Source organism: Picosynechococcus sp. PCC 7002 (assembly GCF_963860125.1).
GTDB lineage: Bacteria > Cyanobacteriota > Cyanobacteriia > Cyanobacteriales > MRBY01 > MRBY01.
Window position 1 is genome coordinate 2,976,813 of record NZ_CAWLFA010000001.1, and the last position, 13,913, is coordinate 2,990,725.

Here is a 13,913-nt window from a genome sequence, read left to right on the forward strand (position 1 = left end):
CATCATTCGATAGTCCTAGGATGAATGATCTAACAAGACCATTAGCTTTTACTCGTCAAAAATACGCTCAAGAACGAGGCCTTGGCTATCTTTTAATTCAAAGATCTTCAGCGCATCTTCTGTTTGACCAATGTCTAAACCAGGGGTGGCGATCGCCACACGCCATTCAGAAAGATCCAACTGGAGCCAATCACCGAGGGTAATGGTGGTTGGTTCGCCGCCCATGTGGGTCACCATCACGATTTGTTCTGGGGTTTGGTCACTTTCATCCTCAAGGGGTTCCGTGCGCAGACCGTAAAAGATCGTGTGTTCCTCATTGCTGAGGCGATTAAAGCGATCGCCTTCCTGGAGATTTTCCCGCAGCCAAGGGTGAGCGCGACGATATTCCCGCAGGGCTAAGTTAAATTCCGTCTGGGCGGAATCAACCCGGTCGAGATAATGGGAAACCCGACAGGTTTCGTGGCCATCCTCCATAAACGCCATGGCAATGGTCTTCAGTTTCGGCACCGTTAAATGGTCGAGGAAAGCCTGGTGATCGGACTCCCCAATTTCCTGCATCGGTTTGACTTCACAGACCCCGTCGGGATTACCAATACAACGTTGGCACAGATCGGCGGTTCTCTGTAAATCGTAATCTGTGACGATCATCGCCTCGTTCAAGGCGCGCATAAACCGCTTCAGAAAATCTAGATCCTCAAAGCCCAACTGTTTGAGGTGCCGGAAGGCCCAGGGTTTAGCAAATAATTCAGGAGTAATCTGCCAGTCCAAAAAGCCCACTTCTTCCGCCGCGACTTTGACCCCATAAAGTTCGTCAGTATTGCGGAAAAAGCCCCAGGGTGCCCGCATCAAAGAATTAATAAAATCCATCGGCAGGCCGGGCATAAAGCCATAGACCCAGAGGGTAGTCGCCGGATTATCGTAGGCATTTAAAATAACTTCGTTGAGGGTCGCGCCCAAATGCCAGTTAATGGCGGCGGCTTGGGCATCGATTTGGTTCCCCCGACGCACCGTATCGTGGTTGGCACAACCGGTGATCCAGCGATCGCCTTGGAACATCACTTCAATAATGCGGTTCCATTTATAATCCCAAAACCCTTCGATGGTGGGTGTATTGTGGGCAAAAATCAATGGCCCCCACTGGTAGGATTCTGGGCGTAATTCGATCAAATCGCGATAGGTTGAAGAATTTTCCCAGCCTTCTTCGGGCCAGGGCCGACCGTCTTCAAAGATGGTGAAGAGTAACCGTTGGCGATCGCCAATATCCTGAATCACATCACTCATCGCCAACAGATAAGCATCATCCTGCTCAACGCGACCGGAAAGGGGATTAAAGAAGCGGAAATCTTGCCCGCCATCAATGCGAATGCCGTCGGCCCCGGAGTTAATACGCCGCCGTTGCAACTCTAGAAGGATCGCCCGCACTTGGGGTAATTGGTGGTTCAGATCCTGCCCGTACATATTTGGGCCTTTGAGGTACTGATTGTTCAGGAGTTCCAACGATTGATTGTCCGCATGGCCATAGACCAGATCATAAATAATTTGGATCGGCCCCCCCGCAAAATTATGGAGGGTACTGATAAAGTCCACCAATTCATCGGGACGGAGGCTACTGAGGATTGTTGGGTTGGTCGCCGCCGACCCTAAAATCGGCACATCATAGCCCCAATTTTGGGTTTTGGCCTTGCGGAGGGTGACTTCTACTTCGAGGCCACAGGCCATTTCTCCGGTTTCAATAGCTTCATTGGGGGCGATCGCAAAAAATTCGTGGTGGCGGTTGTCCCCCTCAAGGCGATATTCAATGGTGGGTTCAATGGGGAGCAACTGCAGCGCGTCGTAACCGACATAATTTTGTTCGGCAGCGGTGAGGGGTTCTCCGGCGGCAATCTTTTCCGAGAGGCGCTGGTAAACCTGGGTCAGGCCCGCTAGGGTTCCTTCGGGGGATGCTGTTTTGAGGTGAACCTGCAAAATATTTAAAGGGGCTGGCACCCGGGGCAGCACTTCATTGGCATTATCAAGGATCGGCCGTTCCCAGGAGGCTTGGTCGGGGTCGAGGGGGGTCGAATGGGCCTCAAAATAGGCAAGGTCTGTCCGCTGCCGCTGGAGGCTGTCCATGTCGTAGAGTTCCGCTGGCCCAAAAACCCCATAGGGCAGAGAATAGGCCAAAACATCACGGATGATCGAAATTTCATTCTGGAGGCGATCACAGTAGCGCAACCAGTACAGAGAGCCCATTTGCTTCCTCGTGCCTGGATGCATCCCCGCAACTACCCCCCAACAGAATTCCCCCTGCTGTTTGAGTTCTACACAGTCCCGGCGGCACTTAATGGTTTGGCTGGGGGCGCTAAAGTCTACCGCTTCGAGGGGGGTAAAGACTTCTAAGAAAATATCGCGGTTTGTTTGGATCACTTCCCCTGCCAGTTCCGGTGTCCAGAAACCGATCTCCGTGAGGCCATCCGCCCGGTAATGGGCCCCCAAGCGTTTGGCGAGGCGTTGCCCCTTGTGGAAATAACTTTCATTGGAATGGGTCACTTGGGCTGCCCAATCTAACAAAATTTGGGTGTCTGCTTCGCTAAGCTGAATTTGAGAGGCCGTATTCACTATCTAAGTAACCGTAACAACAACTAATTCATCGGATCGGGTGCCTGGGGCGATCGCCCGTTGCCAACCCATGCATCCTCGCATCTGCCGAATGACTTATCTTTTGATCGCAAAACAGCAAAGATAACTGATGAGTCGATGAGATAAATCAATATATCCTGACAGAATCAAATTATTTTTTCGGCTATCAATTTGTCGGCGATCGCCCCCAAAAAATCACTTTAAAATGCGGCTATTCATACCTTAATTACTTCAGAAAGCATCAGGAATCTTTGTGATGCATCGATTTTTTGAGCTTAAAACTACCTTAATTTAAGATTAAGTTTTGCCCGAAAGATTAACCTTTCGACGAGCTTTCACCCCACAGATAACCGTTTAAATAAAAAGTCCCACCCATAATAAATCATTATCTTTCCCTCCGGCAAGCCATCACTAACTCAGCCAAAAACATAAACTGAGAAAAATGTTATAATGAAAAAGTGTCCAATTGAATACGATGGCCATTTATCGACCATTTTTGTAGTTTTTACGGCCCATGAAACAAGCCCTCGGAAGTTTTGAAACCCAGCTTCCCCAGGTGAGCTTCCCCACTAAATTTGCCGTTCGTCGGGAAATAATGGCAACGCCCTTGACGCTGGGCCTCTAAATATTTGTTGGTGAGCATTGCCCCAGTGTTGTGCCTCTGGTTGTGGGGAGTGAGTTCAAGGCTAGAGCCAATGGTTGATTTGGGTGCTGTGTAACGGCGATCGCCAACGGTTTGCCCCCCAAGATCCAGGTTGCAAATCATTTTTACCCGGTGCCCCCGGCCCACAACATCTGCTGGACACAGGCCCATTGTTACCGCAAGCGGCCTTTTTTTATCTGAACCATACCAACCCCTGGAGGTCTTAATGAAATCTTCTCTCGTCATTCTCTACCATAGGGAACCCTATGATGAGGTGCGCGAAAACGGTAAAACCTTCTACCGTGACAAAACAAGCCCTAACGGGATCATGCCGACCCTTAAAAGCTTCTTTGCCAACGCTGAACAAAGCACCTGGGTCGCTTGGAAACAAATCTCTGGCAAACAACAAGAAAATTTCCAAGCCAAGATGGCATTTCCCGGTCAGGAAAACTCCGTGGTTCACCGCATCCCCTTGTCCGCCGACCAGGTCAAAAACTTCTATCACATCACCTCAAAAGAAGCCTTCTGGCCGATTCTGCACTCCTTCCCCTGGCAGTTTACCTATGACTCCTCAGACTGGGAAAATTTTAAGCAAATCAACGAAATGTTTGCCGAGGCTGCCTGCGAAGATGCCGACGATGACGCCCTCTTTTGGGTCCATGACTATAATCTCTGGCTGACCCCCTACTTTATCCGCCAGAAGAAACCCAACGCTAAAATTGCCTTTTTCCACCACACGCCATTTCCGAGTGTTGATATTTTTAACATTCTGCCGTGGCGTGAAGCGATCGTAGACAGTCTCCTCTGCTGTGACCTGTGTGGCTTCCATTTGCCCCGCTACGTGCAAAACTTTGTCGCCGTCGCCCGGAGTTTGCGCAAGGTCGAAATTACCCGCCAAGTGCCCGTCGATGAGCACGCCTTTACTGCCGTAGGCACCGCCCTCGCAGAACCCGAAATTACCACCCAGTTGAAATATAAAGATCACCTGGTGAATTTGGATGCTTTCCCCGTGGGCACAAACCCCACCCAGATCCGTGCCCAGGTAGAGAAAGCCAGTACCCAGGAGCGAATCCGCAAAATCCGGGAAGAACTAGGCAGCAACAAGCTGATTTTGTCCGCTGGACGGGTGGACTACGTGAAGGGCACCAAGGAAATGTTGGTCTGCTATGAACGCCTACTAGAACGGCGACCGGAGTTGCAAACCAAAGTGAATCTGGTGGTTGCCGCGGCCAAGGCTGCCTCTGGGATGCGAGTTTATAAAAATGCCCAAAGTGAAATTGAGCGACTCGTAGGTCGGATCAATGGTCGCTTTGCCAAGTTGAACTGGACCCCGATTTTGCTCTTTACCAGTGCCCTCTCCTACGAGGAACTTCTCGGTTTCTTTGGGGCCGCAGATATTGCCTGGATTACGCCGCTGCGGGATGGCTTGAATCTAGTCGCCAAAGAGTATGTGGTCGCCCATGGTTGCGATGATGGGGTCTTGATCCTGTCAGAATTCGCCGGGTCAGCGGTGGAACTGCCCGATGCGATCCTCACCAATCCTTACGCGGCGAAGCGGATGGATGAATCCATTGATCAAGCCCTGGCCATGCCCGTCGAGGAACAACAACGGCGTATGAAGAGTATGTACCAGGCGATCCAACGCTATGACGTGCAGCAGTGGGCCAATCATATGTTCCGGGAAGCCAAGGCAACGGCAGTCCTGGGTAAGGAGCCGACCCCCGTCTAGGTCGTTTTTTTGCTTAACCTGGGGGAGAGGCGATCGCCGCCTTAAAAATCCCCTGGGTTGGGTAGTGAGACAAAAACGGTGGATTGCACCAGTCATGACCCAAGCCAACTAACCGCACAAGTTTGACCCTAATTCCCAACCTGAATAATGCGAGATTTTCAAACCATTCAAAACACAACCTACGATCTAATCATCATTGGTGGCGGCATTAATGGCGCTGGGATCGCCCGGGACGGGGCCTTACGGGGCTTAAAAACCTTGCTCATTGAAAAGGAAGATTTCGCCAGTGGCACCACCAGTTGGTCTACCCGTCTAATCCATGGGGGCCTCCGTTACCTAGAATATTTAGAGTTTCATTTAGTGCGGGAGTCCCTCCACGAGCGAGAAGTGCTCCTGCGTACCGCGCCCCACCTGGTGCAACCGCTCCAAATGACGATCCCCCTCTACAAAGGGGCGGCCCGGAGCTACTGGCTCATCCAAGCAGGGATGTTGCTCTACGATATTTTGAGTTTTGATAAAACGGTGCCCTCCCACCGGATGTTGAGCGCCCGCAAGTTCCAGAATCTTTTCCGCACGGTGCGATCGCAGGATGTGGTTGGGGCCGCCCAATATTACGACGGCCAGGTAGAATACGCCGAACGACTCTGTTTAGAGAATATTTTGGATGCCCAGGCAGCGGGGGCCACGGTTTTAAACTACACCGCCGTCACAGCTCTTCAACGGGATGAGAATACCGCCACAATTCAGGCGATCGCCTGTGAAGATCAGCTCACGGGCCAAACCTTTACGGTTCAAGCTAAAGGCAGCATGGTCGTGAATACCTCCGGCCCCTGGGTTGATGAAGTCTGTCAGTTGGGCCGCGCCGCCGGCGAAGCTAAACCCATCGGCACAGAACAAAAAATGGGCGGTACCAAGGGAAGCCACATTGTCGTTGATCCGTTCCCTGGAGCTCCCCAAGCCGCCCTCTATGTGGAAGCGGCCAGCGATAATCGCCCCTATTTCATCATTCCCTGGCTGGGTAAATACCTCATTGGCACCACGGATCTGAAATATACCGGCAGCCTCGATCAGGTGAAGGCCGACAACGACGAAATCGATTATCTCCTCGCCGAAACCAATCGAGTATTACCCTCTGCCCAGCTCAGTCGGGCCGATATTCGCTTTACCTATTCTGGAGTGCGGCCCTTGCCCTACGTGGGGGATAAAAAACCCGGCAGTATTACCCGTAGTCATATTCTGTTTGACCATAGTCCTGAAGGGGCGAGAAATCTGATTTCCTTGATTGGTGGCAAACTAACCACCTACCGCCAGGTGGGCGAAGAAATGGTGGATTTGGTCTACCGCAAGTTGAATCGTCCCGCTCCCCCTTGTCCCACCCGCAAACGGACTTTACCGGGGGCGATCGCCGCTAATTCCCACACCATTGAAACCATGATCCGTCGTTATACGCCCACGGTTGATCGCACCACGATCCAACATCTGTTCCGGATGTATGGCGCTAAAGCCCCGGAAGTCCTCGCCCTTGTAGATGATGCCCCTGACCTGGGCGATCGCCTAGTGCCCTATCTCCCAGATATTAAGGCCCAAGCAGTCTATGCGGTGCGCTCTGAGTTGGCCTATAACCTCAAGGATATTTGCCGCCGCCGCACCACCCTCGCGATGTTGGCGAACTACGGCTATGATGCCCTGCCGACCCTCGTGGCGACCCTCAAAACCCACTGTGGTTGGGATGATGCCGAAGGCGATCGCCAAGTGGCCGATTACAAAACCTTCATTGAACAGAATTGTCTGCCTGACTATCGCATTGAGGCCCAGGCCCAGGCCTCAAAAACAGAAGTTTATTCCTAACGGTTTTGCCGTAGATTCTTACTTACACTAAAGCAAACAACTTCACCGGTAGGCGGTTGGCGTTGTTCTCGTTCCCGACTCAAGTTTGTTAGACCCGATTTTTCTGAGAAGATAGATGACAACCATTTCTCCCAATGACCTTGACCAAGACGCCCAATCCCTTAATACTGTTGTCCCGACAATACGTCTAAAGTCTGTGAATACAAACCGTAAAACCATTGCCATGCTGGGGACTGGGGCCTGGGGTTCCGCCCTCGCCACCCTAGCCGCCGTGAATGACCATGATCTGCGGCTCTGGTCGCGCCGGGGTGAGCTTTCTCTCGAAGAGGCGATCGCCGACGCTGACATCATCATTTCGGCCATCTCCATGAAGGGGGTATCCGATGTAGCAGAGCAACTCAAGGCGATTTCCCTCCCCGCCAAGGCAATTATTGTGACGGCCACCAAGGGTTTAGATCCCAAGACCACCCGGACTCCGTCTCAAATTTGGCAAGAAACTTTCCCTGACCACCCAGTAGTCGTGTTATCGGGGCCGAACCTCTCGAAGGAAATTGAAGCTGGTTTGCCCGCCGCGACGGTAGTAGCCAGCACTGACCTAGAGGCCGCAGAAACTGTCCAAGAAGTGTTTGCGTCCGACTGTTTCCGGGTCTACACCAACAACGATCCCCTGGGCACTGAATTAGGCGGCACTCTGAAAAATGTCATGGCGATCGCCGTAGGGGTCTGCGAAGGCCTCAAGCTCGGCACCAATGCCAAATCAGCTTTAATTACGCGGGCGTTACCGGAGATGATTCGCGTAGGGGCGCACCTGGGAGCCCAGCCGGAAACCTTCCTGGGTCTTGCAGGGCTGGGAGATATGCTTGCTACTTGTACCAGTCCCCTCAGTCGCAACTATCGCGTGGGCTACGGTCTGGCCCAGGGCAAATCCCTCGAACAGATTCTCGAAGAGCTGGGGAGTACCGCCGAAGGGGTAAATACCACCGCCGTATTGCTTGATCTGGCTAACCGTGAGGAAATTCCGATCCCCATTTCCCGGCAAGTTTATCGTCTTCTCAAGGGGAAAATTACGCCCATGGAAGCGGTGACAATGTTGATGGAACGGGATCTGAAGCCAGAGGCCTGTGATCTGCTGGAATAAAAGTAATCTCTATGGCCCCAGAGCTCTAGTTACAAAGATTTCAAACATGATTAGGGGCGATCGCCGCCTCTTTTTTTTGTGGTGTTGTGCTAAATTCGCACCATGGTTATGGCGTAGAGAACTTTCATGCGGATAAAAATTTGTGGGCTGACCCAGATAGACCAGGCCCAGGCGATCGCCAAGGTGGGAGTAACGGATCTGGGATTTATTTGTGTCCAAAAATCGCCCCGGTATGTGACGCCCACCCAACTGGCAACTCTGACGGAAGCCTTGCCCGCGCACATTGGCAAAGTGGGTGTTTTCGCGAACCAGACATTGTCTGAAATGCTGGCAATCATTAGTCAGGGCAACCTCACCACCGCCCAACTCCACGGCGATGAATCCCCAGAATTGTGCCAGCAACTCCGCCAGCAACGGCCCGACCTGGAAATTATTAAAGCCCTGCGAATCCGCGATCGCCGCTCTTTAGAATGGGCAAAACAATACGAAACCGTGGTCGATGCACTGCTCCTCGATGCCTATGATCCCCAACAACTCGGCGGGACAGGCCACCAGATTAACTGGGATGATCTGCGCCAATTTAATCCGGCTGTACCTTGGTTCCTGGCAGGGGGCCTCAATCCTGATAATATTGCCGTCGCCCTGGGCCAACTGCATCCCGATGGCATCGATCTGTCGAGCGGCGTAGAACAGTCCCCTGGTATTAAAGACCTCAGCAAAGTTCAAGCCTTGATGACTGCCCTCCAGGCGATCGCCTCCCAGCCACTCCATGCCTAATTCTGTACCAATTTTTATTTTGCTTGGCGGAAAAAGCCAGCGCATGGGCACCGACAAAGCCCTTTTGCAGTGGGGTGAGCAAACCCTGCTCCGGCGTACCCTTGAGATAGCCACGGCCCTCAGTGACGAAATTTATCTCTTGACCCCCTGGCGTGATCGCTATCAACCCTATCTCAGCACCACTGTCCACTGGCTCGATGATCCGGCTCAACAGGGGGGACTCGTTGCTTTACATCAGGGTATGAAAACCCTAAATCTTCAGGGCTGGGTTTTACTGCTCGCCTGTGACCTACCCAAGCTTGATCAGGGGCAATTAGAGCAATGGCTCAAGCAACTCGCAGCAATTCCAACAAAGTACACCGCCGCCCTCGTCAAGCAAGGGCAACTTTATGAACCCTGCTGTGGTTTCTATCGCAATACGGCCCAAACTTCGCTCCAACAATTTATCGAGCAGGGGGGGCGCTCTTTTCAAAAATGGTTAGCTACTGTGCCTGTTTTTTCGCTGGCGATCGCCAACCCAGCAATGCTCTTTAATTGCAACACCCCCGCCGATTTCGCTACCTTGAAGACGCAACCGCCCTCGCCGTAGCCAATCAATTGACCGACCCAGTGCCATGCAACAAACCGCCCTTAACCTAATCGCCATCGGTGTTTTCTTGATGACCATGACCAGCCTTTTGGGAGGGATTTTTCAGTTGTCTCCCTTTGTCCCCGCTGGCATTACCGCTGCCGTGATGGCCTTTGCCACCGTGGATACGTTCAATTGGCAAGGGCGAGGCATGACCTTATTCCTTGATTTGTTTACCCCCGCCGAACAGCGCCAACGCATTTTGCACCACGAAGCGGGCCATTTCCTGGCGGGTTATCTCCTCAGCATTCCGATTACGGGCTACAGTCTGACCCCTTGGGAAGCGATTAAGCAGGGACAAACGGGTCAAGGAGGCGTCAGTTTTGATCTCGAAAGCGTCGAAGCCTCCCTCAAAAATCCCCAGCAGATGAATCTTTTACTCGAACGTCTCAGCACTACCCTAATGGCGGGGATCGCCGCCGAAACGACGATCTACGGCAAAGCCCTAGGGGGAGCCAACGACCGCGACCAACTCCGCCAACTGTTAGCTAAACTCGGCATTTCTGTCGCCAGCTACCAACAACGGGAGCAATGGGCCCTACTCCAAGCAAAAAACCTCTTAGATCGCCACCAAGATGCTTTCCAAAATTTGGTCACCGCAATGGCTGACCGCGCCCCCCTAGAAGAGTGTTATCGGCTGATTAAACAAGATTCTAGCGAGCGATCTACTTGATCCCCAAAGTCTCCTGGTAGATCCAGAAGGCGATCGCCCCTGCCGCGAAAAGAGCGATCGCCTGATATGATTTGTGCTACTTACCCTTGTCCGTTTACTATCACCATCCATGTCTAAAAAACATCCTATTGTTGCTGTCACTGGATCCTCCGGAGCCGGGACGACCACCGTAAAACGCGCCTTTGAGCATATTTTCCGTCGTGAGCAAATCAACCCCGTTGTCATCGAAGGTGATAGCTACCACAAATATAATCGGGTCGAAATGCGCCGCATGATGGCCCAGGCTTCCGCTGCCGGGAAAAACTTTAGTCACTTTGGCCTTGGGGCGAACGTCCTCGACAAGCTCGAAGCCCTCTTCAAAGAATACGGTGAACAGGGCTCTGGACAACAACGCTACTATCTCCACAGCCCCGAAGAAGCCGAACACCACAACGAAAGACTCGGTGTTAGTTGTCAGCCCGGAGAATTTACCCCCTGGGAAGACATCAAATCCAACAGCGATATGCTCTTTTATGAAGGGCTCCATGGGGGCGCCGTGGGTAATGGCATCGATGTGGCCCAGTACGTTGATCTGTTGGTGGGGGTTGTGCCCATCGTCAACCTAGAGTGGATCCAAAAGATTTCCCGGGATAATGCCGAGCGTGGCTACAGTGCAGAAACCATCGTTGATACGATTTTGCGCCGGATGCCTGACTATGTGAACTACATCACGCCCCAATTTTCCCGCACCCACATCAATTTCCAACGGGTCGCAACGGTTGATACCTCTAATCCGTTCATTGCGCGGGATATTCCCACCCCCGATGAGAGCTTTGTGATTGTCCACACCAATCGCTGCTTCTACGAAAGATTTTCCATTGATTTCCCTTACCTGCTCAGTATGATTCCGGGTTCCTTTATGTCCCGCCATACGACCCTGGTTGTTCCGGGGGGCAAAATGGGCTTTGCCATGGAAATTATTCTGTCACCCCTCATTGACCAAATGGTCGAAGAAGCCCGGAAAATCCGTTAGGAGTTGTTCTTAGATTTCTGAGCTTGAAATTATCCAATCGCCTCTGCCGCTGGTGGAGGCGTTTGCTTAGGGGGCAGCAACCGTAACAAAATCTGCGGTTTGTGCCGGGGCGACTCAGCCAGGGGATAAGATAGAAACCACTGTGCTTTCCTGAAAATAGCAATGGTTTTTTCGTCAGTATCCGCAACGCAACAACGAGATTGGCCCTGGATTCGGCGGCGACTGGTGGAAATTGTCGGGCGGGATGGCGTTGTCCGGCGCAAGGAAGAAATTCTTACCTATGAATGTGATGGCCTCAGTGCCTACCGTAAACGGCCTGCCCTAGTGGTGCTCCCCAGAACCACTGCAGAAATTGCGGCGATCGCCAAATTTTGCCATGAACAAGAAATCCCCTGGGTGGCGCGGGGGGCTGGGACAGGGCTATCGGGGGGCGCTTTGCCCTTAGAAAATGGCATTTTGATTGTGACGGCACGGATGCGAGAAATCCTTAACATTGACCTAGACAATCAGCAGATCACCGTGCAGCCAGGGGTGATTAACAATTGGGTCACCCAAGCGGTGAGTGGGGCTGGCTTTTACTATGCACCCGATCCTTCGAGCCAAACGGTCTGCTCTATCGGTGGCAATGTGGCAGAAAATTCCGGCGGTGTCCATTGCTTTAAATATGGCGTCACCACGAACCATGTACTCCAACTCAAGGTCGTCACCCCCATGGGGGATGTGGTCACCCTTGGCGGCGTTGTGCCAGAAATGCCGGGCTATGACCTGATGGGCGTCTTTGTGGGATCAGAAGGAACCCTAGGTATTGCCACGGAAATCACCTTGAAAATTTTGAAGCGACCGGAAGCGGTTTGTGTGCTTCTGGCAGATTATACGTCCATCGAGGCGGCGGGAAATTCAGTAGCGGCGATCGTCAGTGCGGGGATTATTCCAGCGGGAATGGAGATTATGGACAACTTCAGCATTAATGCGGTGGAAGATATCGTCAAGCTGAACTGTTACCCCCGTGATGCGGCGGCTATTTTGTTGATCGAAATTGATGGGATGGCGGCGGAGGTCAAGGCAGCAAAGGAACGAATCAAGGAAATTTGCTTGGCCCAGGGAGCGCGGCACATCACCAGCGCCAATGATCCAGAAACCCGGCTGAAATTGTGGAAAGGGCGTAAATCAGCCTTTGCGGCGGCGGGTAATATTAGTCCCGATTATTTTGTGCAGGATGGCGTGATTCCCCGGACAAAGTTGGCCGAAGTTCTAACCGAGATTAATGCCATTGGCGATCGCCACGGGTACAAAATTGCCAATGTCTTCCATGCGGGGGACGGCAACTTACACCCGTTAATTTTATATAACAGCGCCATTCCAGGGGATCTAGAAGCCGTAGAAAAAGTCGGCGGCGAAATCCTCAAGCTCTGTGTTGCGAAGGGGGGCAGCATTTCCGGAGAACATGGCATCGGCGCGGACAAAAAAATGTATATGCCGGATATGTTCAACGAGGCCGATCTCGAAACCATGGGCTATGTGCGAGAAGCCTTTAATCCAAAGGGATTAGCGAATCCCGGCAAGCTATTTCCAACCCCCCGCACCTGTGGCGAGTCTGCCAAGATGACTAATGTGGCAGACCTAAAAAATAGCGAAATTTTTTGATTCGTTAGCGTAGGCTAGCTGCACCCAAAAGTGCTGGGAGATGATTAATGCGCTCCGTCAGTTTAGCGGGGGAGGACAAATCCCTTGCGCGCCAGTTGACTCCGTAGGGCTTGGATCATCACGTAGTCGAGGGTGTCTTTGGCGTCTTCATCGGTGGGCAAACTGCTGAGATAGGCTTCCCGTTGGGCCGTCAGGTCACGAATTTGGGCCTGAATTTGTTCGCGTTCTGCTTGGGTATTGGCGATGTAGGCTTCTTGTTCTGCCAGACTAAGACCCTGCAATTCCTCTGGGAGGGCCGTTTCTGCGAGGGTTTCAAGGCTTACTTCTGCTTCGGCGATCGCATCGACAAGATCCCAAGAACTATTGCGGTAGTAGGCAGAGCTTTTTGAGATTCCCCGCGTCACAATGGCGGCCCCAGCGTTCGCATCCTGTACCAATTGTCGCTCTAAGCCCTGCTCACCCAGGCTGCCGTAGGGCAGATAAGTTTGGTTTAGTTCATCGTTTAGGCGACGAATTTCAGCGTCATAGGGAGAGGGTTGAATCACCACAGCGCGATTTTGGTCGATGTTAAAGTTGGCCCCATCCCCTAATTCGGCCCCAGCAGCCCACAGATCCCGCTCGCGACTTTCGGCATTGCCGCAGTAGATCGTATTGACCAGCACATCTTGATTTTTGGCGAGATTCACCGCCTCGGCCCAGTTCACACTCCCTTGATCAAAGGGTTCATTCCCCGCAATAAAAATTGTCCGAAAGTCTTCGGGGTCGCTATCCCAATTGAGTTGGTTAATGGCATCTTGGATCACCCAGCCGCTATATTCCTGGCCGCCATTGGTGCGGATCGTAAATAATGCCTCTGAGACTCCATCCAGTTCCGTCGTGAAATCTGTCAGTTGACGGTTAAAGCCTTCGTCGGGGGGTAAAGAATCATTGCCATAGTGGTACAGGGCCACCTCTAGGTCGGGGATCTCGCCATCTTTGCGCACATCTGTTAGGGCATTGACCACCGTCCACAACTGGCGTCGGGTCTGGTCAATGAGGCCATCCATACTATTGCTAGAATCCAGCAAAATCGCAATTTGGATCGTGGGTTTTTCTGCCGCCCAAACTCCCCCGGTGATCATGGTTAGGCTAGTGGCGATCGCCCCTACCGATAACGTTCGTTTGAATTGAAACATCTTTACCATCTCCCCTCGAATGTCATA

Annotated in this window: 11 protein-coding genes; 8 read left to right on the plus strand and 3 right to left on the minus strand. The window is 52.3% G+C overall.

Features of this window, described 5'->3' with window-relative positions:
- Positions 1–48: 48 nt before the first annotated feature.
- Together gghA and AACQ84_RS14310 are read right to left on the minus strand one after the other, a co-directional pair.
- Positions 49–2,598 carry a glucosylglycerol hydrolase gene (gene gghA, locus AACQ84_RS14305; RefSeq protein ID WP_012308435.1) on the minus strand — a complete coding sequence of 850 codons (2,550 nt, stop codon included), beginning with the start codon at positions 2,596–2,598 and terminating at the stop codon, positions 49–51.
- A 526-nt stretch (positions 2,599–3,124) separates the two neighbouring features.
- Positions 3,125–3,385, minus strand: coding sequence for a hypothetical protein (locus AACQ84_RS14310; RefSeq protein ID WP_143589382.1), 261 nt, complete (start codon positions 3,383–3,385; stop codon positions 3,125–3,127).
- Between the two features lie 103 nt (positions 3,386–3,488).
- On the opposite strand from AACQ84_RS14310, the gene ggpS reads away from it, so the two are divergent.
- From ggpS to glcD, 8 genes are all read left to right on the plus strand, one after another.
- Positions 3,489–4,991 (plus strand): glucosylglycerol-phosphate synthase, encoded by a 1,503-nt coding sequence (gene ggpS / locus AACQ84_RS14315; RefSeq protein ID WP_012308437.1) that lies wholly within the window; start codon positions 3,489–3,491, stop codon positions 4,989–4,991.
- A 147-nt stretch (positions 4,992–5,138) separates the two neighbouring features.
- The gene (gene glpD, locus AACQ84_RS14320) at positions 5,139–6,839 is read left to right on the plus strand and encodes a glycerol-3-phosphate dehydrogenase (protein ID WP_012308438.1); all 1,701 of its coding nucleotides are present in this window, start codon (positions 5,139–5,141) and stop codon (positions 6,837–6,839) included.
- 196 nt (positions 6,840–7,035) lie between these two features.
- Positions 7,036–7,977 carry an NAD(P)H-dependent glycerol-3-phosphate dehydrogenase gene (locus AACQ84_RS14325; RefSeq protein WP_339367123.1) on the plus strand — a complete coding sequence of 314 codons (942 nt, stop codon included), beginning with the start codon at positions 7,036–7,038 and terminating at the stop codon, positions 7,975–7,977.
- A 126-nt stretch (positions 7,978–8,103) separates the two neighbouring features.
- Positions 8,104–8,754: a phosphoribosylanthranilate isomerase gene (locus tag AACQ84_RS14330; RefSeq protein ID WP_012308440.1), complete on the plus strand. Its 651-nt coding sequence runs from the start codon at positions 8,104–8,106 to the stop codon at positions 8,752–8,754.
- Positions 8,747–9,343, plus strand: a complete 597-nt coding sequence (locus AACQ84_RS14335) for a molybdenum cofactor guanylyltransferase (RefSeq protein ID WP_012308441.1) — start codon at positions 8,747–8,749, stop codon at positions 9,341–9,343. The genes AACQ84_RS14330 and AACQ84_RS14335 overlap by 8 nt, the downstream gene beginning before the upstream one ends.
- A gap of 25 nt (positions 9,344–9,368) precedes the next feature.
- The gene (locus tag AACQ84_RS14340; protein WP_012308442.1) at positions 9,369–10,055 is read left to right on the plus strand and encodes a hypothetical protein; all 687 of its coding nucleotides are present in this window, start codon (positions 9,369–9,371) and stop codon (positions 10,053–10,055) included.
- Positions 10,056–10,164: 109 nt separating this feature from the next.
- Entirely contained in the window at positions 10,165–11,067 is a 903-nt protein-coding gene (locus AACQ84_RS14345) for a phosphoribulokinase (protein WP_012308443.1), read from the plus strand.
- A 162-nt stretch (positions 11,068–11,229) separates the two neighbouring features.
- Positions 11,230–12,711, plus strand: coding sequence for a glycolate oxidase subunit GlcD (gene glcD / locus AACQ84_RS14350; protein WP_012308444.1), 1,482 nt, complete (start codon positions 11,230–11,232; stop codon positions 12,709–12,711).
- A 62-nt stretch (positions 12,712–12,773) separates the two neighbouring features.
- On the opposite strand, the gene AACQ84_RS14355 is transcribed toward glcD, so the two are convergent.
- Entirely contained in the window at positions 12,774–13,886 is a 1,113-nt protein-coding gene (locus AACQ84_RS14355; protein WP_049761690.1) for a VWA domain-containing protein, read from the minus strand.
- Between the last annotated feature and the right edge of the window lie 27 nt (positions 13,887–13,913).

Coding starts and splice junctions, on each gene's coding strand:
- AACQ84_RS14335 (WP_012308441.1), top strand. CDS start 8,747: ATGCCTAATTCTGTACCAATTTTTATTTTGCTTGGCGGAAAAAGCCAG.
- AACQ84_RS14355 (WP_049761690.1), bottom strand. CDS start 13,886: ATGTTTCAATTCAAACGAACGTTATCGGTAGGGGCGATCGCCACTAGC.
- AACQ84_RS14345 (WP_012308443.1), top strand. CDS start 10,165: ATGTCTAAAAAACATCCTATTGTTGCTGTCACTGGATCCTCCGGAGCC.
- AACQ84_RS14340 (WP_012308442.1), top strand. CDS start 9,369: ATGCAACAAACCGCCCTTAACCTAATCGCCATCGGTGTTTTCTTGATG.
- AACQ84_RS14330 (WP_012308440.1), top strand. CDS start 8,104: ATGCGGATAAAAATTTGTGGGCTGACCCAGATAGACCAGGCCCAGGCG.
- AACQ84_RS14310 (WP_143589382.1), bottom strand. CDS start 3,385: ATGATTTGCAACCTGGATCTTGGGGGGCAAACCGTTGGCGATCGCCGT.
- glpD (WP_012308438.1), top strand. CDS start 5,139: ATGCGAGATTTTCAAACCATTCAAAACACAACCTACGATCTAATCATC.
- glcD (WP_012308444.1), top strand. CDS start 11,230: ATGGTTTTTTCGTCAGTATCCGCAACGCAACAACGAGATTGGCCCTGG.
- ggpS (WP_012308437.1), top strand. CDS start 3,489: ATGAAATCTTCTCTCGTCATTCTCTACCATAGGGAACCCTATGATGAG.